The 26,444-nt window shown below is 70.2% G+C and carries 18 protein-coding genes; 11 read left to right on the top strand and 7 right to left on the bottom strand.

What is annotated here, in order from left to right; translation table 11 throughout:
* Positions 1–85: 85 nt before the first annotated feature.
* Together VSH64_RS36795 and VSH64_RS36800 are read right to left on the bottom strand one after the other, a co-directional pair.
* Entirely contained in the window at positions 86–1,426 is a 1,341-nt protein-coding gene (locus VSH64_RS36795) for a sensor histidine kinase (RefSeq protein ID WP_326567356.1), read from the bottom strand.
* 177 nt (positions 1,427–1,603) lie between these two features.
* On the bottom strand, positions 1,604–3,049 hold the full coding sequence (locus VSH64_RS36800) for a CCA tRNA nucleotidyltransferase (protein WP_326567357.1): 1,446 nt from the start codon (positions 3,047–3,049) through the stop codon (positions 1,604–1,606).
* 101 nt (positions 3,050–3,150) lie between these two features.
* Here VSH64_RS36800 and VSH64_RS36805 point away from each other — a divergent pair, with 101 nt between their 5' ends.
* From VSH64_RS36805 to VSH64_RS36845, 9 genes are all read left to right on the top strand, one after another.
* Complete coding sequence (locus VSH64_RS36805) at positions 3,151–3,657, top strand: NUDIX hydrolase (protein WP_285971360.1); 507 nt, start codon at positions 3,151–3,153, stop codon at positions 3,655–3,657.
* A gap of 16 nt (positions 3,658–3,673) precedes the next feature.
* Positions 3,674–5,839, top strand: coding sequence for a DUF6049 family protein (locus VSH64_RS36810; protein WP_326567358.1), 2,166 nt, complete (start codon positions 3,674–3,676; stop codon positions 5,837–5,839).
* A 655-nt stretch (positions 5,840–6,494) separates the two neighbouring features.
* Positions 6,495–8,309, top strand: coding sequence for a murein biosynthesis integral membrane protein MurJ (gene murJ, locus VSH64_RS36815; protein WP_456062110.1), 1,815 nt, complete (start codon positions 6,495–6,497; stop codon positions 8,307–8,309).
* 81 nt (positions 8,310–8,390) lie between these two features.
* Positions 8,391–9,986, top strand: coding sequence for a protein kinase family protein (locus VSH64_RS36820; protein ID WP_326567359.1), 1,596 nt, complete (start codon positions 8,391–8,393; stop codon positions 9,984–9,986).
* Positions 9,987–10,017: 31 nt separating this feature from the next.
* Positions 10,018–10,680: an RNA polymerase sigma factor SigM gene (sigM, locus tag VSH64_RS36825; RefSeq protein ID WP_326567360.1), complete on the top strand. Its 663-nt coding sequence runs from the start codon at positions 10,018–10,020 to the stop codon at positions 10,678–10,680.
* Entirely contained in the window at positions 10,677–11,474 is a 798-nt protein-coding gene (locus VSH64_RS36830; protein ID WP_326567362.1) for a hypothetical protein, read from the top strand. The genes sigM and VSH64_RS36830 overlap by 4 nt, the downstream gene beginning before the upstream one ends.
* Positions 11,475–11,578: 104 nt before the next feature.
* A complete protein-coding gene (gene trxB / locus VSH64_RS36835) occupies positions 11,579–12,571 on the top strand; it encodes a thioredoxin-disulfide reductase (protein WP_326567363.1) in 993 nt (330 codons plus the stop codon).
* A 35-nt stretch (positions 12,572–12,606) separates the two neighbouring features.
* Entirely contained in the window at positions 12,607–12,933 is a 327-nt protein-coding gene (gene trxA / locus VSH64_RS36840; RefSeq protein ID WP_326567364.1) for a thioredoxin, read from the top strand.
* A 279-nt stretch (positions 12,934–13,212) separates the two neighbouring features.
* Positions 13,213–14,361, top strand: coding sequence for an N-acetylmuramoyl-L-alanine amidase (locus VSH64_RS36845; protein WP_326567365.1), 1,149 nt, complete (start codon positions 13,213–13,215; stop codon positions 14,359–14,361).
* Between the two features lie 3,051 nt (positions 14,362–17,412).
* Here the strand turns inward: VSH64_RS36845 and VSH64_RS36850 are convergent.
* Complete coding sequence (locus VSH64_RS36850) at positions 17,413–18,057, bottom strand: GNAT family N-acetyltransferase (protein ID WP_326567366.1); 645 nt, start codon at positions 18,055–18,057, stop codon at positions 17,413–17,415.
* Positions 18,058–18,240: 183 nt separating this feature from the next.
* Between VSH64_RS36850 and VSH64_RS36855 the strand changes: the two genes are divergently transcribed.
* Both VSH64_RS36855 and VSH64_RS36860 read left to right on the top strand, forming a co-directional pair.
* Positions 18,241–19,560 carry an aminotransferase-like domain-containing protein gene (locus VSH64_RS36855; protein ID WP_326567367.1) on the top strand — a complete coding sequence of 440 codons (1,320 nt, stop codon included), beginning with the start codon at positions 18,241–18,243 and terminating at the stop codon, positions 19,558–19,560.
* 34 nt (positions 19,561–19,594) lie between these two features.
* Positions 19,595–20,539 carry a D-alanine--D-alanine ligase family protein gene (locus VSH64_RS36860; protein WP_326567368.1) on the top strand — a complete coding sequence of 315 codons (945 nt, stop codon included), beginning with the start codon at positions 19,595–19,597 and terminating at the stop codon, positions 20,537–20,539.
* On the opposite strand, the gene VSH64_RS36865 is transcribed toward VSH64_RS36860, so the two are convergent.
* From VSH64_RS36865 to rsmG, 4 genes are all read right to left on the bottom strand, one after another.
* Positions 20,540–21,274 (bottom strand): DinB family protein, encoded by a 735-nt coding sequence (locus VSH64_RS36865; RefSeq protein WP_326567369.1) that lies wholly within the window; start codon positions 21,272–21,274, stop codon positions 20,540–20,542.
* Between the two features lie 33 nt (positions 21,275–21,307).
* Complete coding sequence (locus tag VSH64_RS36870) at positions 21,308–22,327, bottom strand: ParB/RepB/Spo0J family partition protein (protein WP_326567370.1); 1,020 nt, start codon at positions 22,325–22,327, stop codon at positions 21,308–21,310.
* On the bottom strand, positions 22,324–23,250 hold the full coding sequence (locus VSH64_RS36875; RefSeq protein WP_326567371.1) for a ParA family protein: 927 nt from the start codon (positions 23,248–23,250) through the stop codon (positions 22,324–22,326). Before VSH64_RS36875 ends, VSH64_RS36870 begins: the two co-directional genes overlap by 4 nt.
* A gap of 87 nt (positions 23,251–23,337) precedes the next feature.
* Positions 23,338–24,018 carry a 16S rRNA (guanine(527)-N(7))-methyltransferase RsmG gene (gene rsmG / locus VSH64_RS36880; RefSeq protein WP_326567372.1) on the bottom strand — a complete coding sequence of 227 codons (681 nt, stop codon included), beginning with the start codon at positions 24,016–24,018 and terminating at the stop codon, positions 23,338–23,340.
* Between the last annotated feature and the right edge of the window lie 2,426 nt (positions 24,019–26,444).

The following is a 26,444-nucleotide window of genomic DNA, read 5'->3' on the forward strand; positions in this document are numbered from 1 at the left end:
CGATGCGTCGACGTGTGATCACCCTCAGCGGCGCAACCCCGCGGCCACACCGCGCGTCCGCGCGCTCACCGAAAGCACCAAAAAATCAGAACGGCACCCACAACGTCACCCGCGTGCCGCTGCCCGGCGTCGACTCCACCAGCGCCGTGCCGCCGACCTCGCCGAGCCGCGCGTTGATCGACTGGCTGATGCCGAAGCCCGCCGGCCGCGAGTCGGGGCTGAAGCCCTGCCCGTGGTCGCGCGTGATCACCGCGATGCCGCCGTCGCGTTCTTCCACGCGCACCACGACCTTGTCGGTGCCCGAGTGCTTCATGGTGTTGCGCAAGGACTCCCGCACCGCGTCGCGCAACGCGATCTGCCGCACTTCGGTGAGCGTGTCCTCGTCGAGCTCGGCGATCACCAGCTGTGCACGAAGGCCGTCGCGCGCCATTTCCGCGGCCAGCGCCGCGAGCTTCTCGCCGAGTGGGCGCGAAGCCTCTTCGTCGCGCTGCGCGGCCGCGGTCTCGATGGTCTGGCGCAGCTCCATCGCCTGCGCGCGGGCCAGCCGCTGCACCTCCACGAGCCGGTCGGCCGATTCGCCGGTGCCGCCGAGGGAGATGGCCTCCAGCGTCTGCAGCACGGTGTCGTGCAGCATTCGGTGCTGCTGCGCGCGCTCGGCCAGCCGGCCGTTGCGGATGCCGTACGCCAGCGCGAGCCGCGTGCCAAGACCGAGCAGAATCAGCGCGCCGGTGCCGGTGAACAGCACGCCGAACATCGTCGGGTAGAGCGACCACGCCTGTGCGAAGTTCGCCGAGCCGCTGTTCAGAAAATCGGACAGCAGCCGCGCGGGCAGGCTCAGGGCCGCCAGCGCCAGGCCGGACGGGATGCCGATCGCCAGCGTGAGCAGCGCGATGTCACCGAGCAGGTGCTTGTCCGCCACACCGAGCGCGTCGTGGAACACCGAAGTCGGCTCGGTCAGGCCGATGACCAGCTGGAACGCCACCGTGATGATCAGGTCGACCACCAGCAGCCGCGCCGCTAGGTCGGGCCGGAACGGCGATTTGCGCAGCATCCAGAAGATGCCGAACGCACTCATCGCCATCGAGCACAACGCCACCAGCGCCACCGGCACGACGCCGGTCGACCCGTGCGCCGACACGAACGCGCCGAACGCCCCCGGCACCGCCACGATCCGGTAGGCCAGCGGCACCAGCACCACGTACCGGGCCGCGCGCAGCAGCAGGCCGTCGTTGTACCTGGCGTCGACCGCACCCGCCATGCGCGAGATCCGCTTGAACGCCCGCAGCGGTGTCGGGTCCGCGATCTCGTCGGTGAGCCCGGTCGTCGCCGTCGCGAGCGCGGGGGTGCCGCGCTTGAGCAGGGTGACGAGGAAGCTCGAGGTGCGGGGCGCGCGGCCGTCGGAATCCTCAGTTGCCTGCGCCGTCAATCGATCTCCCCGGTTCGGGGCGCGCCCCCTCAGGCAGCGCCCGGGGCAGCGAGTATTCCCGCTCCCCGGGCCGCGTTCCAGAGGCCAAAGGGGGATCTTGGTGGATTCGCGATCACGAATTCGACTCGTGTTTGCTCGAAAGCCCCCGGGACGACCGCCCGAGCCCCCGAGCCGGGCTCATTCGACGGGCGGAATGCCCTCCGACTCGGCCCATTTCCTCAGCTCGGCGACGGCCTCGTCGTGGTCCAGCGGACCGCGGTCGAGCCGCAGCTCCTTGAGGAACTTCCACGCCTTGCCCACCTGCGGGCCGGGCTTGAGGCCGAGCAGCCGCATGATCTCGTTGCCGTCGAGGTCGGGCCGGACCCGGTTGAGGTCCTCCTGCTCCTTCAGCGCCGCGATGCGCAGCTCGAGATCGTCGTACGTCGCCTGCAGCGCCGCCGCCTTCTTGCGGTTGCGCGTGGTCGAGTCGGCGCGCACGAGCTTGTGCAGCCGGGTCAGCAGGTCGCCGGCGTCGGTGACGTAGCGGCGCACGGCCGAATCCGTCCACTCGCCGTTGGCGTAGCCGTGGAACCGCAAGTGCAGGAACACGAGCTGCGAGACCTGCTCCACGATCTCCTTGGAGAACTTCAGCGCGCGCAAACGCTTGCGGGCCATCCGCGCACCCACCACCTCGTGGTGGTGGAAGCTCACGCCGCCGCCGGGGATGAACTCGCGCGTCTCCGGCTTGCCCACGTCGTGCAGCAGCGCGGCCAGGCGCAGCACCAGGTCGGGCTCCGACGCCGGCTCGTGCGAGGTCTCCAGCTCGATCGCCTGCGCCAGCACGGTGAGCGAGTGCTGGTACACGTCCTTGTGCTGGTGGTGCTCGTCGATCGCCAGGCGCATGCCCGGCAGCTCCGGGATCACGTAGTCGGCCAGGCCGGTGTCCACGAGCAGCTCCAGGCCCGGGCGCGGGTCGGGCGCCAGCATCAGCTTCGACAGCTCCGCCTGCACGCGCTCGGCCGTGATCCGCTCGATCTCGCTGGCCATCGACGTCATCGCCTCGACCACGCGCGGCGCGGCGGTGAAGCCGAGCTGCGCGGAGAAGCGGGCCGCGCGCAGCATGCGCAACGGGTCGTCGGCGAACGACTCCTGCGGCGTCGCCGGGGTGTCGAGCACTTTCAGCCGCAACGCGTCCATGCCGTCGTGCGGGTCGATGAACGTCTTGGAGACCAGGTCGATCGCCATCGCGTTCACCGTGAAGTCACGCCGCAGCAGATCGCCCTCGATGGTGTCGCCGAAGGTGACCTCGGGGTTGCGCCCGACGCGGTCGTAGCTGTCGGCGCGGAACGTGGTGATCTCGAGCGTGGTGCCCTTCTTGGTCACCCCGACCGTGCCGAACGCGATGCCGACGTCCCACACCGCGTCGCCCCAGTCGCTCACGATCTGCAGCACGCGGTCCGGCCTCGCGTCGGTGGTGAAGTCGAGGTCGGCCGAGAGCCTGCCGAGCAGCGCGTCGCGGACGCTGCCGCCCACCAGGTAAAGACTGTGGCCGGCTCGGGCGAACCGCTCCGCCAGCTCGTCGGCGAGAGGGGAGACACGCATCAGTTCCGTCACCGCGTTCTGCTGGGCGACCAGGTTGTTCACTTCGATCCCACCACGAGAGGTGTGCCATTACTACGGGCACCGTCGGACACGGACACGGAGAGCCAGCGTACCTGGGCAACCGTTTGCTCTAGCATCGCAGCATGCCTGGATCTGCCGGCCGCGCCGGAGCGCCGAAGCCGCGCCGCCGGCGCCGGCGGCAGCGGGGCAGGCGCCTGACCACGGTCGACGAGACGTCGGCCGGCGGACTGGTCGTGGACGCGGGGCGCGAACACGCGGTGCTGATCGGCCGCCTCGACCGGCACGGCAGACTGCTGTGGTCGTTGCCGAAGGGCCACATCGAGGACGGTGAGACGGTGGAGCAGACGGCGGTGCGCGAGGTGAAGGAAGAGACGGGCATCTCGGCGCAGGTCCTGCGCCCGCTGGGCACCATCGACTACTGGTTCGTGGCCGAACGACGCCGCGTGCACAAGACCGTGCACCACTTCCTGCTCGAGTCGACGGGTGGCGAGCTCTCCGACGAGGACGTCGAGGTCACCGAGGTCGCGTGGGTGCCGCTGGCCGAGCTGGAGACGACGCTGGCGTACGCGGACGAGCGCAAGCTGGTCCGCAAGGCCAAAGAACTTTTCGCGCACGACGAGCGCGCCTGAGAGGGAGCACCTGAGAGTGAAGCGGCCCGCCGCCTTCTTCCTGTCCCTGCTGGTCTTCGCAGTGGCTGCCCTGATCGGTGCGCCCGCGCAGGCCCAGGAACCCGCCAGCCCCGAGCCGCCGCGGCTGCGCTTGGACCTCAACCAGCTCAACCCGCGCGTGATCACCGCCGCCAGCACCACGCTCACCGTGTCGGGCACCGTGACCAACATCGGCGACCGCCGCATCACCAAGCCGCAGGTGCGGCTGCAGGTCGGCGACCGGCTGACCGGTGACCGCGAGCTGAAGGGGGTGCTGGCCGGCAACCTGATCCAGGACAGCCCGCTCACCGACTTCACCACGCTCACCGAGTCGCTGGAGCCGGGGCAGACCGCCAAGCTCGACGTGACCGTGCCGCTCGACGGCAAGAGCGCGCTGCAGCTCAGCCGGCCCGGGGTGTACCCGATGCTGGTCAACGTGAACGGCACGCCGGAGTTCGGCGGGCCCGCGCGGCTCGCGGCCGTGAGCCTGCTCATGCCGGTGCTGTCCGGGCCGGGCCACAGCGCGCCGCCGGGCAAGCACGCCGACGTGAGCGTGCTCTGGCCCATCACCGACAGCGCGCCCCACGTGCTGTCGTCGCCCTACGGCGGCCAGCTCACGCTCACCGACGACAGCCTCGCGGCCGAGCTGAGCCCCAACGGCCGGCTGCACTCGCTCGTCGCCGCCGCCCGCGCGGTGCAGCAGAGCGACCCGAGCGTCGGCAATTCCCTGTGCTTCGCGATCGATCCCGACCTGCTGCGCACGGTCGACGCGATGACCCACGGCTACGTCGTCGCCGGCGCCCCGGGCAAGGGCGGGCCGATCGCGGACGACTGGCTGCGGACGTTGCGCACGCTCGTGAACGGCCACTGCGTGATCGCCCTGCCCTACGCCGACGCCGACCTCACCACGCTCGGCAAGGTCCGCTCCGCCAACGGCACCCCGGACGCCGGTCTGATGACCACGGCGCTCAGCGGCGAGGCGACCATCAGCCAGGTGCTGCAGACGCAGCCGCGCCAGGGCGTGCTCTGGCCCGACGGCACCCCCGACGACCAGGCGCTCAGCGCGATGTCGGCGGCCGGCGTGCAGACCGTGCTCACCGATGGCTCGAAGCTGCAGGCCGACTCGCCCGTGACCAGCGCCGTGTCGCTGCCCGGCGGCCTGCGCGCGCAGCCGATCGACGGCGTCATCGCGAGCGCCATGGTCGGTTCGGCGCCGAACCCGCAGAACCCGACCACCGTGAGCGCCGCGACGCAGCCCGCGATCGCGAGCCAGAACGGGCTCGCCGCCATCGCGTTCGAAGCCGGCCTCGGCCGCGCGAGCACCGGCTCGTCGGCGAAGCTGCTCGTCGCGCCGCCGCGGCGCTGGGACGTGCCGGTGAACGAGCTCACCGGCTTCCTCCAGCACCTCGGCCAGCTCGTCGGCCCCGGCGGGGTCGCCACGAGCGCGCCGCTGTCCGAGCTGCTCGAGCAGGACGCGCAGGGCACGGCGTCGTTCGCCGCCGGCACCCACGACCAGCCGATCTCGGCGGGCGCGGACGTCACCGACACGCTGTCGGACCTCGACGGCCAGGCCGCCGGCCTGCTCTCGGCCATGCGGGTGGACACCATCCACCGCGTGCAGCCCGACGCCGTCGTCGCCCCGGTGCGCAACGCCCTCGTGCGCGGCGCGTCCACGGCGTTCCGCGCGCCTTCTGGCGCCACCGCGGGTGCCAACGCCGACGCCGAGCTGGCCGCGATCCGCGACCAGGTGACCGTGGAGCAGCCGCGGCAGACGATCGCGCTCGCGTCCGGCTCGTCGCCGCTGCCCGTGGCCGTGAGCAACGGCCTGCCGGTGGGCATCACCGCGCAGATCGCGCTCAAGAACGAGGTCGGCATCCGCCCCGAGCAGGTGCAGAACTGGTTCTTCCCGGCCAAGGGCGGCACCAACGAGCTGGTGCAGATCGAGGCCCTGCGCGCCGGGCGGCTCAGCGTCGATGTGTCCTTGACCACCCCCGCGGGCACTCAGCTCGGCACCACGGCGCGCTTCGAGCTGACCTCGACTGAGTACGGCCCGATCACGATCATCATCACCGTCGTCGCTGGTTGCGCGCTGCTCCTGCTGGCCTCGCGGCGGATCTACCGGCGGGTCAAGGAAGGCCGGGCCGCGCGGGCCGAATCGCGCTGAGTCCTCGGGGGACCGGGTGTGAGGGGCCGTTCCCGATTACCCTGGGTCGACCGCTGCCACAATGGCAGGGACTCTGGCACCGAGGATTGGGCGCGCGTTGGACAGAGAGCCGGGCTTACCACCCGAGCGTGCGAGTCGTCCTCGGCGCGACGGCGCGCCTCCCGTGCGCAGTGACAAGCCGCCCCGCGGCGAGCAGCCGCGCCGGGGGAGCCGGCGCCAGCCGCCGCCCCAGGGCCAGGTCCCGCCCGAACGTCGCCAGCAACCGCCGCCCGCCAACGGCCGCACGCGGCACCTGCCGGTGCCCGCCGAAGAGCGCCCGGCCGAGCGTCCGCAGCGTCGCGTCCCGCCGCCCGCGCCACAGGGCCAGCCACGGCAGCCCTCGCGCGCCCAGGCGACGCCGCCGCCACCCACGCGGGCTCAGGCAACGCCACCGCCGCCCACCCGCCGGCAACCTCTGCCGCCTCCGCCGCCGCAAGGCCGGCCGCCGCTGCCGCAGCCGTCTGGACCACCCGCCTCAGGCCCGCCGTCCGGACCACTGCCGCAGCCCGTCGGCCCGCCGTCGGCGCCGACGCCGCAGGTTTCCGCCCCCGTCTCCGGACCCCAGCCGCTGCCGCCCGCACCGCACCGCGGCCGCGGCCCGCGTCCCGGCACGCCGATCCGGCCGTGGCAGGAAGAGGCGCTGCGCGACCCCGAGGCCACCCGCTTCATCCCGCGCACCGCCGGCGTCCCGATGGCCGCTTCGCGCTGGCCGGTGGCCGACCCCGACTCGATGCGCCCGTACGACGCGCTGGCCACCCAGGTCATGCCGCGGATCGGCGACGCGCCACTGGTCCGGCCCACCGAACCGGGCTCCACCGGTGAGCAGCCGGCCACGCCGGCGAAGGCGCCGTCGATCGCGAAGGCCAGCGGCCGGATGGCGATCGCGTCGCTGATCTCCCGCATCACCGGCTTCCTGTGGAAGCTGCTGCTGGCCGCGGCGATCGGCACCGGCATCGCCAACGACTCGTTCAACGTCGCCAATACGATGCCGAACATCATCTTCGAGCTGCTCATCGGCGGTGTGCTCACGAGTGTCGTGGTGCCGCTGCTGGTGCGCTCGCAAGACGATCCCGACCACGGCGCGGCCTACGCCCAGCGGCTGCTCACCGTGGGCCTCACCCTGCTGTTGGTGGGCACGCTCGTCGCGGTGATCGCGGCGCCGGCCTTCACCTCGCTGTACGTGGATTCCTCCGGCCAGGCCAGCGCCGGTCTCACCACGGCGTTCGCCTACCTGCTGCTCCCCGAGATCTTCTTCTACGGCGTGTTCGCGCTGCTCTCGGCGATGCTGAACGCGAAGCAGATCTTCGCGCCCACGGCGTGGGCGCCGGTGATCAACAACCTCGTGGTCATCTTCACGATCCTGGTCGTGTGGGTGATGCCGGGCTCGATCGACACCGACCACCCGTCGATCACCGACCCCAAGGTGCTCACCCTGGGCCTCGGTGTGACCGGCGGCATCATCGCGCAGGCGATCATCCTCATCCCGCCGCTGCTGCGCTCGGGTTTCCGACCGAAGTGGCGCTGGGGCATCGACAAGCGGATGAAGGAGTTCGGCGGCCTGGCGCTGTGGGTCGTCGGCTACGTCGGCGTGAGCCAGATCGGCTACACGATCACCACCCGCGTGCTCACCAACGGCGCGCCCGGCGGTGTCACGGCTTACACGAACGCGTGGTTGCTGTTCCAGCTGCCCTACGGCGTCATCGGCGTCTCGCTGCTCACCGCGATCATGCCGCGGATGAGCCGCGCGGCCGCCGACGGCGACAACAAGAAGCTGATCGGCGACCTGTCCTACGCCTCGCGCATCTCCACCGTCACGCTGCTGCCGATCTCCGCGGTGATGACCATCGTCGGCTCGTCGATCGGCATCGCGCTGTTCACCTTCGGCAAGGGCTCGATCGAGGGAGCCACGCGGCTCGGCGAAGCGCTGGCGGTCTCGTCGTTCGCGCTGCTGCCGTACGCGCTGGTGATGCTCCAGATGCGCGTGTTCTACGCGATGAAGGACGCGCGCACGCCGACGTTGATCATGATCGTGATGACGCTGGTCAAGGTGCCGCTGCTGTACCTGTGCCCGGTGGTCCTGTCGGCCGACAACGTGGTGCTCGGCGTGATGATGGTCAACGCGCTCACCTACGTGGTCGGTGCGGTGCTCGGCCAGGTCTGGCTGTGGGTCACGCTCGGCAACCTGCGCAGCAAGCGGATCATCGGCGTGATCCTGTTCACCGTCGTCGCGTGTGTGCTCGGGGTGGCCGCCGCGTACGTCGTCGGGCTGATCGTGCCGTCCTCTTTGGGGCCGACTTTGCAGGCGTGGATCAAGCTCTTCCTGCAGGGGATCGTCGGCATCGGAGTGTCGTTCGGCGTGCTCATGGCCCTGAAGGTGGAGGAGCTGAGGCCGGCCACGTCGAGGATCACCCGATTGATCAAGCGCGGGTAACGATTGATTCACGACTGACGACGCTTCCTCCAGACCTGATCCGGGTACCCTCGGTGCGGGAGCGCGACGCGGGAGAGAGCGGTGGACACGAGACGGAGCGAACAGGCAGGGGAGGCCAACCGTGCGGGCATTCGTGCCCAGGGCGGTTCGCTGGCCCCGGGCCGGGTCGTCGGCGACGGCCGGTACCGCCTGCTCGCGCAGTTCGGGGTGGACGAACGAGCCGCCGCGCACTTGTGGCGGGCACGCGATGGACAGCTCAAGCGCGATGTCGCGCTGACGCTGCTGGTCGGTGATCCGGCGGATCCCGAAGCGGCGCGGCTTGCGCGGCGCACGCTCGAACGCGCGGCGCACGCGTCGAAGTTCGGCCACGGCGGGGTCGCGCGGGTGCTCGACGTGCTCAGCCTCGGCAGTGGGGTGACCTCCAACGAGGGACTTCTCGGCGTGGTCGTCGCGGAGTGGACCAAGGGCAGCGACCTGGTCGACCTCGTCGCGCAACGGCCGGTGGCACCCGCCGCGGCCGCGCGCATGGTCCAGGCCCTCGCCGAAGCCGTGGAACACGCGCACCAGAACGGTTTGGTCCTCGGTCTGGACCACCCGCAGCGCCTGCGGCTCACGCCGAGCGGCGCGTTGAAGCTGGCGTTCCCCGGCCCACTGCCGGACGCGACGCTGCGCGACGACGTGAAGGCCCTCGGCGCCGTGCTGTACCTCTTGCTCACCGGCCGCTGGGCGCTGCCGGGCGGGCCGCCCGCGATCCCCGCGGCGCCGCTCACCCCGCAGGGCCACGTGGTGCCGCCGCGCACGCTGGTGCCGGCCGTGCCGCCGGAGCTGTCTTCGCTGGCCGTCCGCACGATCGAGGACGGTGGCAACGGCGGTATCCGCACGAGCTCGGCCATCCTGCGCGTGCTCGATCAGGTCGCCGAGGCCGAGGAGCGCACGCAGCTGATCAAGACCGTCGGCGACGGCGCGCCCGCCGAGGCCGACGGCACGATCTGGACCACGAAGAAGCCGGTGAAGGACGTCGCGCGGCGGCGGAAGCTGGCGTTCGGCGTCACCGTGCTGGTGGTCGCCACCGTGCTGATCCTGGCGTGGGGCGGGCTGATGCTGATCAACCTGTTCCAGGGTGACTCGAAGGCGAGCGGTCCCACGATCAACGTCGCGGCGCCCACGTCGAGCGCGGCACCACCGGCGAACTCCGCCGCACCGCCGCCGTCGTCGCCGGCCGCGCCGAAGATCGGCCAGGCGGTGGACCCGAAGTCGGCCGCGATCTACAACCCGAAGGGCTCGGGCGACAACTCGAGCCGGGTGAAGAACGTGATCGACGGCGACCCGGGCACGGTCTGGCGCACCGACCAGTACCAGCAGCAGCTGCCCACGCTGAAGCCCGGCGTCGGCTTCGTGGTGTCGTTCGACGACCCCGTGAAGCTCGCGCAGGTGAAGATCGCCGCCGACAGCCCGGGCACGAAGATCGAGATCCGTTCGGCCGACAGCAAGAACCCGCAGCTGGACGACACGAAGGTGGTCGGGACCGGTGACCTCAAGGGCACCGACACCACGATCGACCTCTCGACGCCGACGGAGAGCCAGTACTTCGTCGTCTGGATCACCCAGCTCGGCGACGACAGCGAAGGCGGCTTCATCAGCGAGATCGGAGATGTGAGCTTCCTGCCTGCGGGGTGATCCACATCTCCCACTAAGTAGGCTCACCCGAGTGACGGCTGCAGCTCCCACGGATGCTGATCTGATAGCGGCGCACGCCGCCGGAGATCCGCATGCGTTCAGCGAACTCGTCCGGCGCCACCGTGATCGGCTGTGGGCGGTGGCCCTGCGGACACTGCGTGATCCGGAGGAAGCCGCCGACGCCTTGCAGGAGGCGTTCATCTCGGCTTTCCGCGCGGCGGGCAACTTCCGCGCCGAGTCCCAGGTGACCACGTGGCTGCACCGCATCGTCGTCAACGCCTGCCTCGACCGGATCCGCCGCCGCCAGGCGCGCCCGACCGTGCCGCTGCCCGAAACCGGCTTCAACGAGCCGGCCTCGCCGCGCGACTCGATGTCGGAGAAGGAGACGAGCCTGCTCGTGCGCGAGGCGCTGGAGCAGCTGCCCGAAGAGCAGCGCGCACCGATCCTGCTCGTCGACGTCGAGGGCTATTCCGTGGCCGAAACCGCGAAGCTGCTCGGCATCGCGGAGGGCACCGTGAAGAGCCGCTGCGCGCGAGGAAGGGGCAAACTCGCGAAGGTTCTGGGGCACCTGCGGAACCCGGATGCGAATGCGAACGTCCCAACTCACGAAAGCAAACGCAGGAGCGCCACTTCGGACGGGTCCCGGAGTGCCGGGCGAGCACACCGCTCGCCGGGGAACGGGGAGGCACGATGACGGACGAGAGTCGGGGGGTCGGCGGGACCGTCGGTCCGCCTTGGTCTGTCGACGTGCTGGCCGACCTCCACGCCGGAGTGCTCGACGAACACGAGGCCGCGCAGCTGTGGCCGCGGGTGCAGGCCGATCCCGAAGCGCGCGCGATCATCGAAGCTCTCGAGGCGACCACGGTGGATCTGGCCGCGCTGGCCCACGAGCCGGCACCGCCGATGCCGGCCGAGTTCGCCGCGCGGATCGACCAGGCGTTGGCCGCCGAAGCGGCGTCCCGGCAGGTCGCCCCCTTTCCGGCCGCGGCGGGTGCTCCGGCACCGGCTGAGCCCGGCGTGGCGCCCGTGGTGGACCTCGCGGCAGCACGGAAGCGGCGGAACAAGCGGCTCGGCTGGGGCGCGGGGATTCTGACGGCGGCCGCGGCGGCGATCGTGGCGTTGGCCATCACAGTGCCCGGCACGTCTTCGGAACCCGGCACCGCGGGCGTGGCGGCTCCGGCGCCGGCCGGTCCGTCGGTGGGCAGCGACGGCAGTGGCGCGGAAGCGCTGCTGGGTGGCGCCATGGGCGTGCGCGACTTCGGCCCGCTTCAGGACGAGCAGCGTCTCGACGCGTGTGTGAGCGCCGCCGGCCTGGACCCGAACGTGCGGCCCGAAGGCATCCGTCCGGTGACCGTGGACGGCAAGCCCGGGGTGCTCGTCATCTACACGACCGGGCAGCTCGCGCAGTTCCGGCTGGTCGCTTTCGGGGCCGACTGCGGGCCGGGTCACGCCAACGTGCTGTTCGACAAGGTCGTCGGCAAGAAATAACCGCTGGTCGGGGCGGGCGAGTAGCGGCCGTCACCGTCGGGAACACCGCCACCTACCATCGTGTTGAGACCAGAGCAAAGGTCACTACGAGCGGAGGTTCACGGGTGGCTGCCGAGGAAATCAGGAACCTGATCATCGTCGGGTCGGGTCCCGCCGGATACACGGCCGCGGTCTACGCGGCGCGCGCGCAGCTCGAACCGCTGGTGTTCGAGGGCACGCAGTTCGGTGGTGCGCTGATGACGACCACGGAGGTCGAGAACTTCCCGGGCTTCCGCGACGGCATCCAGGGCCCGGACCTGATGGAAGAGATGCGCAAGCAGGCCGAGCGCTTCGGCGCCGAGCTGCGCTCCGAAGACGTCGAGTCGGTCGAGCTGACCGGCGACGTCAAGTACGTGCACGCGAACGGCAAGCGGTACGCCGCGCGCGCGGTCATCCTCGCGATGGGCGCTGCGGCGCGCTACCTGAACGTGCCCGGTGAGCAGGACCTGCTCGGCCGTGGCGTGTCGGCGTGTGCGACCTGTGACGGGTTCTTCTTCCGCGACCACGACATCGCCGTGGCCGGTGGTGGCGACTCCGCGATGGAGGAGGCGACCTTCCTCACGAAGTTCGCCAAGTCGGTCACGATCGTGCACCGCCGCGACGAGTTCCGCGCGTCCAAGATCATGCTCGAGCGCGCCAAGGCGAACGACAAGATCAAGTGGCAGCTCAACACCCAGATCACCGGGGTCGAAGGCGACGGCAAGGTGCAGGGCCTGAAGGTCACCGACACCAAGACCGGCGACGAGAAGACGCTGGACGTGACCGGTTTCTTCGTCGCGATCGGCCACGACCCGCGCAGCGCTCTCGTGCGCGGCCAGGTCGATGTCGACGAGGACGGTTACGTGGTCACGCAGGGCCGCACGACCTACACGAACGTGCCGGGCGTGTTCGCTGCCGGTGACCTGGTGGACCGCACCTACCGGCAGGCCATCACGGCGGCGGGTTCGGGCTGCAGCGCGGCCATCGACGCGGAACGCTGGCTCGCGGAGCACGGTTCCGAGGAGGCCCACGAGGCGTCCGAGCTGGTCGGCGGCGGCTACGGCGTCGGCAACCACTGACTTTCGCTAGTTTTCGACCACTCGAAGGAGAAACCATGGGCAACAACACCGTGAAGGTGACCGACAAGTCGTTCGTGGACGACGTCCTGACCAGCGAGAAGCCGGTCCTGGTCGACTTCTGGGCGACGTGGTGCGGCCCTTGTAAGATGGTCGCCCCGGTGCTCGAGGAGATCGCGGCCGAGAACGGCGAGAAGATCACCGTCGCCAAGCTCGACATCGACGAGAACCCGAACACTGCGCGTGACTACCAGGTGATGTCCATCCCGACCCTGATCCTGTTCCAGGGTGGCAAGCCGGTGAAGCAGATCGTCGGCGCGAAGCCGAAGGCGGCTCTGCTCGCGGACCTGAAGGACGTGCTCTGACCGAGCCCCTGCTGTCCAGTTGCTGAGAACCCGGGCCTGCGAGAATCGCCTCGCAGCCCGGGTTCTCGCACGTTCGGGCGAAGTGTCCGTGGCCATGATCACGCAGGTGCACGTCTACGTCCATCCTGCGGTGGCTTGCGCTCGCCAGTGGCACACCGACCGGGCCTGCGCGCTCACCGAGAGTTCACAGGGCACAATAGGTGCCCTGGGCTTACCACCCACACAGGTTTCTGTTTCGCATCGAGCCGGTTTCGGTGCCTGAGGAAGAGCGAGGAGTGCATGCGGGTACTCCGCCGCGGTGACGCCGGTCCGGACGTCGCCGAGATCAGGTCGATCCTTGCCGGGATGGACCTGCTCCCGCCGGTGGCGGGGACCGACCAGTACGGCACCTTCGACGCCGCTGTCGAGCACGCCGTTCGGGCCTTCCAGCAGCGTCGTGGGCTGATCACCGATGGGGTGGTCGGCCCCGCGACGTTCCAGGCGTTGAAGGGTGCGAGCTTCCATCTGGGGAGCCGTCCGCTGCAGTACATGCTGTCCTCGCCCGTGCAGGGCGACGACGTCTTCGCGCTGCAGGAGCGCCTCACCGAGCTCGGCTTCGACGCCGGCCGCCCCGACGGCTACTTCGGCCCCCAGACCGAACGAGCCCTGCGCACGTTCCAGCGCGACATGCGCCTGGAGTCCGACGGCATCTGCGGCCCGGCCACCATCCGCGAGCTGCACCGCCTCTCCTCCCCGCGCGCCCGCGGCGGCCGCCCGGTGTTCCTGCGCGAGCAGGAGCAGGTCCGCCAGGCCGGCCCGCGCCTGCGCGGCAAGCGCATCGTCATCGACCCCGGCCACGGCGGCCAGGACCTCGGCGTCGTCGCCGGCGGCCTCCGCGAAGCCGACATCGCCTGGGACCTCGCCCGGCGCCTCGAAGGCCGCATGCAGGCCACCGGCATGGAAGCGCTCATTTCCAGGGGCCCCAACCACAGCCCCACGGACTTCGAACGCGCCCGCTTCGCCAACGACGCCGGCGCCGACCTGTTCCTGTCCCTGCACAGCGACAGCAACCCGTCCCCCCGCGCCCAGGGCATCGCCAGCTTCCACTTCGGCACCGGCAACGGCACCACCTCCACGGTCGGCGAACTCCTCGCCGGCTTCATCCAGCGCGAAGTCGTCGCCCGCACCGGCCTCCGCGACTGCCGCACCCACTACAAGACGTGGGAGATCTTCACCCGCACCCGCTGCCCGGCCGTCCGCGTGGAAATCGGCTACCTCACCAACCCGGACGACTCCCGCAAGCTCGCGGACCCCGCCTTCCGCGACATCGTCGCCGAGGGCATCCTCATCGCCGTCAAGCGCCTCTACCTCCTGGGCGAAGGCGACCAGCCCACGGGGACGTTCACGTTCGCCGATGTGCTGGCGCATGAGTTGGCTAAGGCTGAGTAGGTCTTTCGGCTTTCTGGCTTTGCTGAGGCCTGTTGGGTCGGTTGTTGTTGCGGCGTTGTCAGGCCGGGCTGTCTTCGGTCCGGCCCTGTCAGTTCGGTGGCATTCGCTGCTGCTTCGCTTCGATCCTCGCGTGCCGGTGCCCAGCCGGTTGTCCACCGCTGTCAGCGTCACCCACGGCCTACACGCACGGCTGTTGGGCCTAGCCCGCAATCGCTACGCGATCTGAGCCCCGCCCACTGCTCACCACCTCAGGTCACGTCTGGGTCCGACCTCCACCACCGGCGCGAGAACAGTCATCACAAAGCCCGTCAGCCGGGGCAGTGCGCATAGCACGTGGCCGAACGCGCCCAACCCACGGCTACGAGCCTGCCCTTGACCTCACCAACCAGCCGCCCACCACCTCAGACCACCCTCCGGGCCGGCCAGTACCACCCGAGCGAGGTCATTCACCGCTAAGCGCGTCAGCCGCCGGCAGCGCGCGTAGCGAGTGGCCGAACGCGCCCAACCCACGGCTTCGAGTCCTCGACCTCACCAACCAACCGCCACCTCAGACCGCGTCCAGGTCCGACCATGACCGCCCACGCGAGGTCACTCACCGCCAAACGCGTCAGCTGCTGGCAGCTTGCGTAGCTAGTGGCCGAATGCGCGCAGCTCCGAGCTCTCGACCTCACCGACCAGCCGCGCCCGCCACCTCAGGTCGCACTATGTCTGGCCATCGCCGCCAGCACCAGCATCGCCGCCAACGCCCGGTCACGCACGCCTAGGCGCGTCAGCTGCGGCAGCATGCATAGCTCGTGGCCGAACGCGCCCCGCAGCTCCGAGCTCTCAACCTCGCCGACCAGCCCCCACCACCTCAGACCGCCTCCAGGCCCGGCGTCACGGACCGCGCGGCCATTCACCGCCAAGCGCGTCAGCCGCGGCAGCGTCGCTCGAGGCCTAAATACACCCGGCCTGCAGCTTCAGGCTTCCGGCGTCGCCAACTAGCCACCCGCCTGGTCCCCTCCAGGTCCGGGCCATTCCCGACCGCGACGTCAATCACCGCCAAGCGCGTAAACCGCGGCGAGGTGCGCAGGTCCTCGCCGAACGGACCCAGTCCGCAGCTTCAGGCTTCCGATCTCGCTAGCTGGCCGCCCACCAGGCCGCCTCCAGTCCGGCCGCGGCCCCCTGCACAAGGTCGTTCACCGCTGAGCCTGCCCGCCTCGGCAACGTGCGCAGCTCCTGGACGAATGCGCCCGGCTCGCCGCTCCGAGCCCTTGACCTCACCGATCAGCCGCCCATCGCAAAGGGTCGCGTCCACGTCCGGCCATGACCTCGGCGTGAGGGCATTCACCACTAAGCCCGTCAGCCGGGGGCAGTGTGCATAACGAGTGGCCGAACGCAGCCAACCCACGGCTTCGAGTCCTCGACCTCACCGACCAGCCGCCGCCAACGCACACCGCCTCCAGGTCCGACCATGACCGCCCGCGCGAGGTCACTCACCGCCAAGTTCGTCAGTCGCGGCAGCGTGCACAGGTCCTGGCCGAACACGCCCGACCCGCGGCGCCGAGTCCTCAACCTCGCCGACCAGCCGCCCGCCACCTCAGGTCACCCCATGTCTGGCCATGGCCGCCTGCGCAGGTCACTGACCGCCAGCCTCGTCACCTGCAGCCAATGTGTGCAGCTCGCGGCCAACCGCGCTCAGCCCGCAGCTCAAGCCCCCGCCCTCATCGAACGCAGTCGCTCATCGGTGGACACCCCACTTGCGGCGAGCAGGTGCACCTCGTGGCGGGATGCGCTCAACCCCCTGCTCCGCAGCCTCGACCGCATCGACCGGTCGCTGCCTCAGAACCCCATCGAACCCGTCGGCGCCCCCATCCTGAGTGGCACCGGAAACGCTTTCCTGCCGGCTATGCCACTCCGCAGTCCACGATCCGCGCGCCAACCAGGGCAGCACCGCCGGTCATTGCGCGAGCCGTCGAACTGACCGCTGCCGATCCCGGGGATGCTTCGGAACCCGCAGCCAACCTTCAGCCGCCGCACGGATCACACATCGCAAGGCTGAGTTCTGCCACCTCACCGCCGGCACCGAAGTTCCGTCGGTTGATCGGCCGCAGCCAATCCTGCGACCCGGTCGAGCCGAATCACACTCGGCCGCACGGGATTTCGCCCCACTCCCTCGCCGCCGAGGCGCCCACTACGTCTGGCCCGCCGATCCACCGCTCGCCACCGAGGCGCCCCACTACCTCCGGCCACAGCCGATCCACCACCACACCACGACGTTCAGCCCGCCAACCCGACCCGCACCGCGGCACCCCCCGACGGGCCTACCCACAACCACCCTGAGTAGTCATCCCCAGACTCCACAACCGACCGCACTCACCGAGTCACCCGGCGCCCACCGCCGGCGCCTTGTGCACAACTTCGCCCCGGCGCGTGTCCTCAGCGGTGCACAGCCCGACCCAGGTGGAGTAGTCCACTGTCACCGCCACAACCGGAGCCCAGCAACCGTTTCGCCATCCCCACGGGCCGCCACAACCCATTGCGCCTGCCCCGCCGACGACACACCACACCTGGGGGCAGCCCCCGCCCACCTCGGGGGGCGTCCCCAGAACCAGTCTACTCATCCACAGGTTTTCCACGGCCTCTATCAGGGATCTGTGGATAACTCGGGGTTTCTTCCACAGTTGTGCACAGCTGGGTAAATCGGGTATTTCGGGCTCGGTAAAACCGTGGTATGCGGGCGTCGCGAAGATCTTTCGGGGGTCGCCGCCGGCGGGAGAGCGAGGGGGGCGTTCGGGAGTCAGGGGACGGACGGGCCGGGACGTGGTGGCACGAAGTTGACCTCGGACGATGCGGTGTGTGCAGCGACGGGGCGGCGATCCGGCGGACGGGTGACCCGTCCGGAGAGCGGAGGCGCGGCCGAGAGAAGGGCCTCAAGCAGTGAGGTGTGAAGCATCGGATGGGCAGCCGCTAGCCACAGAAAGTAACCATCCGAGACGAGCAGGCCAAGGGCTTGAGCCGGGGAAAGGGCACAACCAAAGGCACCGGATCAAGCCGGCGAGAGAACCCGACTCAAGCTCGCCCGAGGCTCGGTTCCGCCGTGGTGATGGTCACCTGGCCGAGCAGCCGTTCGAGCGCCGCCTCGACGTCTTCCTTCCAGGTGATGGCCGAGCGCAGCTCGAGGCGCAGGCGCGGCCACTTCGAGTGGGGCCGCACCGTCTTGAAGCCGACGCTCTGCAGGAACGCCGCGGGCAGCACGCACGTGTGGTTGCCCATCGGGTCGACCTCGTCGGGGATGGCGTTGCCGAAGGCTTCGATGGCGCGGACGCCGCGTTTGGTGAGGTCCTTGGCCACGGCCTGCACGAGCATGCGGCCGAGGCCGCCGCCGCGGAATTCGGGCAGGACCTGGAACGCGGTGAGCAGCACGGCGTCGGCGCTGGGCGGCGACGTGGGGAAGGCCAGGGAGCGCGGTACGGCGTTCGGCGGGGCGTAGAGCACGAAGCCGACCGGGAGCGTGTCGCTGTAGACGATGCGGCCGCAGGAGCCCCATTCCAGCAGCACGCTGGAGACCCAGGCTTCCTTCTCGACCTCGGTCGAGCCGAATTCCTCGGCTTGCGCCTTGAGATGCGGCGCGAGCTCCCAGTAGACGCACCGCCGGCAGCTCTTGGGCAGGTCTTCGAGGTTGTCGAGTGTGACGCCCACCACGCGACGCGACACCTGGAACCTCCCCGAATCCCTCACGACCGGCATCCGCTCCCCGCAAGAGCGCAGGAACGACCGGAAGAGCCACTCGAAGAATAGGACGATGTGATGAGCGCCGGAAGAGCGGGGACCAGGAAGAGGCCCTGGTTACACTCGATGGATCTACCCGCAGGTACCACCGAGCCCTCAGGTGTGTCGATGACCGAGAACCGCCCCGCCAAGCCGCAAGCCGGCCGCCACAATCTCGACCCTCACCTCGACCGGTACGCAGCGCGCACCGCCGGGATGACCGCTTCGGAGATCCGGGCGCTCTTCGCGGTGGCGAGCCGGCCCGAGGTCGTATCGCTGGCCGGTGGGATGCCGAACCTCGCCGCGCTGCCGTTGGACACGTTGTCGGCGCAGGTCGCGGAGATCATCGCCGACGAGGGTCTCGTGGCGTTGCAGTACGGGTCGGCCCATGGCATCCCGACGCTGCGTGACCAGATCTGCGAGATCATGGCGCTCGAAGGCATCAAGGCGCACCCGGACGACGTGGTGGTGACCGTCGGTTCGCAGATGGGCCTCGACATGGTCACGCGGCTGTTCTGCGACCCGGGTGACATCGTGATCGCCGAAGGCCCGTCGTACGTCGGCGCGCTGGGCTCCTTCGCGGCGTACCAGGCGAAGGTCGTGCACGTCGCGATGGACGACCAGGGCCTCGTTCCCGAGGGTCTGCGCGAGGCGCTGCGGCAGGCCGAGAAGTCGGGTCGGCGCGTCAAATTCCTTTACACCATCCCGAATTTCCACAACCCCGCCGGCGTCACGCTCGCGGTGGAGCGGCGCGCGGAGATCGTGGAGATCTGCCGCGAGCACGGTGTGCTGATCGTCGAGGACAACCCGTACGGGCTGCTCGGTTTCGACGGCCAGACGTACCCGGCGCTGCGCTCGATGGACCCCGACAACGTGGTGTACCTCGGCTCGTTCTCGAAGACGTTCGCCTCGGGTCTGCGTGTCGGCTGGGTGCTCGCGCCGCACGCCGTGCGCGAAAAGCTCGTGCTGGCGGCGGAATCCGCGACGCTGTGCCCGCCCACGTTCAACCAGATGATCGTCTCGCGTTACCTCGCGACGCACGATTGGAAGGGCCAGGTCAAGAAGTTCCGCGAAAACTACCGCGAGCGCCGCGACGCGATGCTCTCGGCGCTGAACCAGTACCTGCCGCCCGGCTGCTCGTGGACGATGCCCGAAGGCGGCTTCTACGTGTGGGTGACCGTGCCGGAAGGTGTTGACACCAAAGCGATGTTGCCGCGCGCCGTCACCGCGCGCGTCGCGTACGCGTCGGGCACCGGCTTCTACGCCGACGGTTACGGCTCGCGCCAGATGCGCCTGTCGTACTGCTACCCGACGCCCGAACGGATCCGCGAAGGCGTGCGCCGGCTCGCGGCGGTGCTGGAGTCCGAAATGGACCTCAGCCGCACCTTCGGTAGCGTGAAGGCACGCACCATTTCGGGGCCGGAAACCCCGTCGCCGGACACGGTCTGACCGGGTCCGCAGCAAAACCTAAGGAGTTCCCACGGTGGTCGACCGTACCGTTGCCGTGCTCGCTGGCGGGCTTTCCCACGAACGCGACGTCTCCCTCCGTTCGGGCCGCCGGCTTTCGGCCGCGCTGCGCTCCGAGGGGCTGACCGTCGAGGAGTGGGACACCGACGCCGGGCTGCTCGAACGCCTGCGCACGCAGCGTCCTGACGCCGTGGTCGTCGCGCTGCACGGCGGCGAGGGCGAGAACGGTTCGGTGCAGACCGTGCTGGAAATGCTGAACGTGCCGTTCGTCGGCACGTCGAGCATGGGCTGCCGCCGCGCGTGGGACAAGCCGACGGCGAAGGCGTTCGTGCAGCAGGCCGGATTCTCGACGCCGGACTGGATTGTGTTGCCGCACAGCACTTTCCGCGAGCTCGGCGCGCAGTCGGTGCTCGACGCGATGGTGGAGCGCCTCGGCCTGCCGATGATCCTCAAGCCGGACCAGGGCGGCTCCGCGCTCGGCACGCAGGTGGTGCGCGAGGCTTCGGAGCTGCCCGCGGCGATGGTCGGCTGCTTCGCGTACGGCGACACCGTGCTCGCCGAGCAGTTCGTCGACGGCGTCGAGGTGGCGGTGACGGTGGTCGAGGGTGAGAACGGAGCCGAGGCGCTGCCGGCCGTCGAGATCGTGCCGGAGAGCGGTGTGTACGACTACACCGCGCGCTACACGGCCGGCCTCACCGACTTCTTCACGCCCGCCCGGATTTCCGAGGAGGCGGCCAAAGCGGTCGGCGAGCTGGCCGTAGCGGCCCATCGCTGGCTCGGTCTGCGGGACATCTCACGCACCGACGCCGTGATCACCGCCGACGGCACGGTGCAGTTCCTCGAGGTGAACCTCTCGCCGGGGCTCACCGAGACGTCCACGGTGCCGATGGCCGTCGAAGCTGCCGGGAAGTCGCTCGGGTCGGTGTTCGCGGATCTGGTGGGGCGCGCCGTCGCGCGTTGATCACCGCGCCCGGTAGAGGTCGCGCAGCAGCGCGATCTCGGCGCCGTGGTGCAGCACTTCCTGGTTGACCCACCAGACGATCTCGAGCAGCGGCTCGTCCGGATCGCTGCCGTGCGGATAGGTGCACCGGCCGACGGTGTCGAGCGCCGCGTCGTCGAGACTCAGCAAGGTTTTCCGCCACGCGGCCGCGCTGGTTTCGAACGCGGCGATGGCTTTCTGCGCTTCGCCGGGTGACGCGTAGTCGTTCCGAGTGAGCGCGTGGCTGCCCGAGGTGTGGTCGGCGCGCAGGACCAGCATTTCGCTGAGGTGCGACAGACGCCAGCCGATCGTCGTGATCGGCGGCGGCCACGGGTGGGGGAACGGCGCCGAGTCGCGGCCCCACTCGCCGCGGCCGGAAAGCTGCGTCGCTCGCGCGCCCGGCCCGTCGGCGCGTCGGCGAACTGACCAACAGTGCGGCGCCGGCTCCCACGCGAGTTCGTCATCGGTCATCGGGGTGACGGCAACGGGAGTGCCGTCGCCGCTGTCGACCGCCGGACCGTGAAGGCGATCGGCGAGCCGTCCGGTCGCGAACTCGAACTGGCGGAGCAGCGGAGCGAGGCGCGGTGGGATCACGGTGACGCTCCCGAGTGGACGGACGAGAACCGTCACTTTCCCAGATTCGCCGCCGCGCGGCCGCCGAATTTCACGGCCGCCGCGGCGACCACGCAGAGTGCCGTTCGCGGCGGCGGTGAGCAATCATCACCGTGACGAAACGGCCCTGTGTGATCCCTAGTCGGATTCCTCTGTCTGATTCGCCGTTTTTTCGCCTGAGTTCGCGTCGATGATCGAGACGATGCGTTCGAGGTCGTCGACCGAGCCGAACTCGAGGACGATGCGTCCCTTGCGGCGACCGAGGTCCACCTTCACGCGGGTGTCGAAGCGATCGGAAAGCCGGTTGGCTAGATCCTGCAACCCAGGCGCCTGGATCGGCTTGCGGGGAGCGGGCTTCGGCTTGGCCGGCTTCTCGCTCTTCTTGAGCGTGACGGCTTCCTCGGTGGCACGCACCGACATGCCCTCGGCGACGATCCGGGCTGCCAGCTCTTCCTGGCTTTCCGGATCTTCGAGCGACAGCAACGCCCGCGCGTGGCCGGCCGAAAGCACGCCCGCGGCCACCCGCCGCTGCACCGCGAGGGGGAGCTTCAGGAGGCGGATCGTGTTGGTGATCACGGGGCGGCTGCGGCCGATGCGGCTGGCGAGCTCCTCGTGCGTCACCGCGAACTCGTCGAGCAACTGCTGGTACGCGGCCGCCTCTTCGAGCGGGTTGAGCTGGACGCGGTGGATGTTCTCCAGCAGCGCGTCGCGGAGCATGGACTCGTCGGCGGTCTGCCGGACGATCGCCGGGATCGCCTCGAGCTCAGCCTGCTGCGAAGCGCGCAGGCGCCGCTCGCCCATGACGAGCTCGTACTCGCCCTCGCCGAGTTCGCGAACGACGATGGGCTGCATGAGCCCGAACTCGCGGATGGAGTGTTCGAGTTCGGCGAGCGCTTCTTCGTCGAAGACCTGGCGGGGCTGCTTCGGGTTCGGCTTGACGGAGCTGACCGGGATCTCCCGGTAGACCGCGCCGGCGACCTCGCCGCCGACGGGGGTCGCCGCGCCGTTGGCCGCGAACCAGCCCTTCTCCTCACGCGCCGCTTTGTCCGCGGCCGTGCCGCCTTCGACGGGGGAGGGCGCCGGGCCGGCCGTGGTGGCCGGCCCGGTCGGGATCAGGGCCGCGAGCCCCCGCCCCAGCCCTCCTCTGCGCTCAGTCATGCGGTACTGCTCCTTCCTTCGGTCGCGCCACGCACCGCGATCTCCTTGGCGGCGTCGAGGTAGCTCATGGCGCCACGTGAACCGGGGTCGTAGGAGAGCACGGTCTGACCGTAGCCGGGCGCCTCCGAGACCTTCACACTGCGCGGGATGACGGTCTTCAGGACAGTGTCGCCGAAGTGGTTGCGGACCTCGTTCGTGACCTGGTCGGCGAGCTTGGTGCGGCCGTCGTACATCGTCAGCAGGATCGTGGAGACCCGGAGCTCGCGGTTGAGGTGCTGCTGCACGAGCTCGATGTTGCTCAGCAGCTGCCCGAGACCTTCCAGCGCGTAGTACTCGCACTGGATCGGGATGAGCACTTCCTGCGCGGCCACCATCGCGTTCACGGTGAGGAGGCCGAGCGACGGCGGGCAGTCGATGAAGACGTAGTCGACGCCGATCTGGTCGAGGATCTCGGACGAGAGCGCCTCCTTGAGCCGCGTCTCGCGGTTCGCCATGGAGACGAGCTCGATCTCCGCGCCGGCGAGGTCGATCGTCGCGGGCACGCAGAACAGGTTCGACGACTGCTCGCTGACGGCCGCCGCCTCCGCGAGCGACACCTCGCCGATGAGCACCTCGTAGATCGACGGCGTGCCGGAGCGGTGGTCGATGTCGAGCGCGGTGCTGGCGTTGCCCTGGGGGTCGAGGTCGATCACCAGAGTCTTCAGCCCGTGCACGGCAAGCGCCGCGGCGAGGTTCACGGCGCTCGTGGTCTTGCCGACGCCGCCCTTCTGGTTGGCGACCGTCAGCACGCGGCGATGGGTAGGGCGGGGGAGCGTGCCCTCCTTCGGATGCAGGACGCTCGCGGCGCGGACGGCTTCTTCGGCAATCGGCGTCCAGCCCAAGTCGTGGCCGGTGCTCGCAGGGTCGGACGGGCGGGGATTCACCGGTCTCGACACCTCCTCTTGATAGACGACTCGTTGGCGTTCGGACCGCGGTGTTTCACGTGGAACGCCGCGGCCGCACTCGTACGCTTAGCTCCGCCTGCCGCGAGGCCGGGACGGCTTCGGTGGCAGGCGGCGGATCATCACGACCGTGCTGGGGACCTCGAGTACTGCTTTCCCGCACTCGGCGAGTTCTGGATCGGCACCGCCGGCCTTCCGCACAGCCACGCGGTCCCGCTCGATTTCCTCTCCCGCACTGGCCCCCTTGAGCGCAACCAGGCGACCGTCGGGGCGAACCAGCGGAAGGCACCAGCCCGCGAGGCGAGCGAGAGGAGCAACAGCGCGAGCGGTGACGACGTCTGCGCCACCCAGCTGCTCACGCACAGACCGCTCCTCGGCGCGTCCACGCACGATGGTGATCGGGAGTTCCAGCTTCTCGGCGACCTCGGCCAGCCAATCGACCCGGCGGGCCATGGGTTCGAGGAGAACGATAGCGAGGTCCGGCCGAGCGATCGCCAGCGGCACACCCGGAAGCCCAGCCCCCGACCCGACGTCCACCACGCGCGCCCCGTCGGGAATCTGCTCCCCGATCACGGCCGAGTTCAGCACGTGCCGCTCCCAAAGCCGCTCCACTTCCCGCGGCCCGATCAGCCCCCGCTCAACCCCATGCGTCGCGAGCAACTCCACATACCCAGCCGCCCGATCGACCCGCTCCCCGAACACCTCCGCCGCCGCAGTCCGCACCATCGCGGTGGCGCCGTCCAAGCTCACGAAACCCACTCCTCGGTCCGCGCGTTTCACGTGAAACGCGCTCGCTCGATTGTCCCCGATGCCGCGCCCAAATCGCGCCGACAGACCGCAACTGTGGACAACTCCACTCGCGCAGCCGAGTATCCACAGGCATGTTCCACGTGAAACCGCGTCGGTGAGGGTTCACGGGGAGGGCGGCGGGCGGGCGGGGTTTCACGTGAAACGCCACGGTTGTAATTCGCTCCTTGTGAGCGGCTCGGACGGACGCGAGTGGCCGACGCCCAGCCGGTGCGGGTGGCCACTCCAAGCGGACCTCCTGCGGCGAGCCTGACGAGGATGAGCAATCAGGCGGGCAGGTTCAGGGGACTGCTGATGCGATCTCGCACAGGCGAGGAGATCGAGCGCCAGCCAAGCCTGGACGAGCCCGGCCCGCGGTCGCACGTTGGCCTGCGACCGCGGCGGGTGGATCGTGTCCGACACGCGAGCGCGCTGACCGGGCGCACGGATGACCCGCACGGCTTGAGCGGCTGGGTTCAGCGCTTCCTACGGGACGCCTCTACGAATAGGGCTCGGCAGCGGATCGTCGTGAGCCCGAGACTGGCCGACCACTCCGCAGCGCCTCGCTGAAGTAGCCAGCCGCACTCCGGATGCGGTCGATGAGGGTGGGCCGCAGCTGACGAAGAGTCGGGTGGCCAACCTCAGACACTGAGCTGCTGGGCTGAGGACATAGTTGGCCCTCCGCTGGTCGACGGTCAGCCGGCACGAAAGCGACTCCAGCCGAGCTGAGCCGCGAGGCGGTCACGGGGTTGCCGGCTCAGACTCGCGCGAGGCGCGGTCCGCGACACTCTGCGGCGCCGCGCGCGGGGATCGCTGGGCGCGGAGTTGCGACCACGAGAGACCCCTTAGCGAGTCCGCAGGCGGTGCCGCCAGCCATCGGGAAGCGAGACGAGAGGACACCTCAACAGAGCGACTGCGCCACAACCTCCTCAGCAACACGACACCTGCTGCCGTCCCAGTGGGCCGCGGCGGCACGTCATCACGAGGAGGCAGCGCGCAGCCACCACGACACAGCAGCCCAGACGTAAGCGGCACGGCACGCCTCGGGACAACCGAAGGCGCACGACGCTCGGGCTGCAGTCAGTGCGACGACTGCGGGCGCGGTCAGCGGACGACGAGCCGATGCAGTCGGCTATGCCAGCCACACGGCAAACTCGGGCTACCCGCTAACGCTGTTCCGGAACAGCCCCCTGGGCGCGGCAGCCCGCGAACGTGGCGGGTCCAACGGTGCCGTGAGAGCGGTGTCCACCCGAGGCTGCGACGACCGCGAACCCCGAAGGGCGAGGGCCGCGCAATCGGAACGGCAAGGCGACGGTCATCGAGAGCGCAGTGACCCCTCGACGCCAGGGCTTCGGCACAGACGGCCGTCCCGGCCGCGCGGCGCGACCGGTGAAGCGACGGCTAAACGCCGCCCCGGCGATCCGGCTCGGTGGATTCCGGCGGTACCGCGGATGCGGCGGCGCGGTGGATCCAGCGGCCCGGTGGGTCGGTGGGTCGGTGGGTCGGTGGCGGAGCGGAGCAGCGGCGCGGCGGCCCTGCGGCCCGAAGGCCCGGCGGCCCGGCGCGCGGCGGGTGCGGGGCTGGAGCAGCGCGGGGGTGGGGTGGCGCGATGGGCGGCGGGGCGGTCGGGCAGGGCGGTCGGGCGGCGGGGCGGTCGGGCGGTGGGGCGGTGGGGCGGTGGGGCGACCGTCGAACCAGACGCGACTACGCCGCGATCGCAGCGGCACGGCGAGTCCAGCGGGTGCACCATGCGCCGATCCGACCATTCGCTGGGAGCTGCAAACGGCGCGCCGGCGGGAACCACTGCGGGTGCAGGGTCGCGCGCGGGAGCGAGCCCTGCTGCACACACGGCGTGTGCATCGACTCGGCGAACGTGGCCAGAGCGGCACGTGCCGCCCCGCTCGCCGACGAAGCAACACGCCGGGTGCGGCGGCACGCCAGTACAGCCGCCGCGGGGCGCAGGAGCGAGCACAGCTGTGCGGGCGCAACAGCGCGGCTGGGCAACTGCGCTCGACATCGAGCAGCCCGGCCGGCATCACGGAGGTCGCAGAGCGGGTTCAGCGGCGTGCCAGCGCGGCGCGCGAAACCGCGCAGCAGCATGGCGGAGTTCGAGATAAGGGCGCTCCGGTTCAGCATCATGGAGGTCGCGGGAACAGCTGAGCGGGATGTTCGGCGATTGGACCAGCGAAGAGACCAAACGGGTACGGCAGCGCGGAGAGCGCAGCAGCAGCGCCAGCGACCGCGGGACGCCTGCGGTGGATCCGCGGCCGCATGGCGACCGCGGGGTTGCGGTCCGTTGGGGCCAAATGCGATGGCGTGAGGCGTTCAGCCGGCGCGGTGAGGGGCAGCACGGCAGGCGCAGCATGGCAGTCGGGGAACGGAGCTCTAGC

Origin of the sequence: Amycolatopsis rhabdoformis (assembly GCF_035918295.1) — a bacterium.
Taxonomy (GTDB): Bacteria; Actinomycetota; Actinomycetes; order Mycobacteriales; family Pseudonocardiaceae; genus Amycolatopsis; species Amycolatopsis rhabdoformis.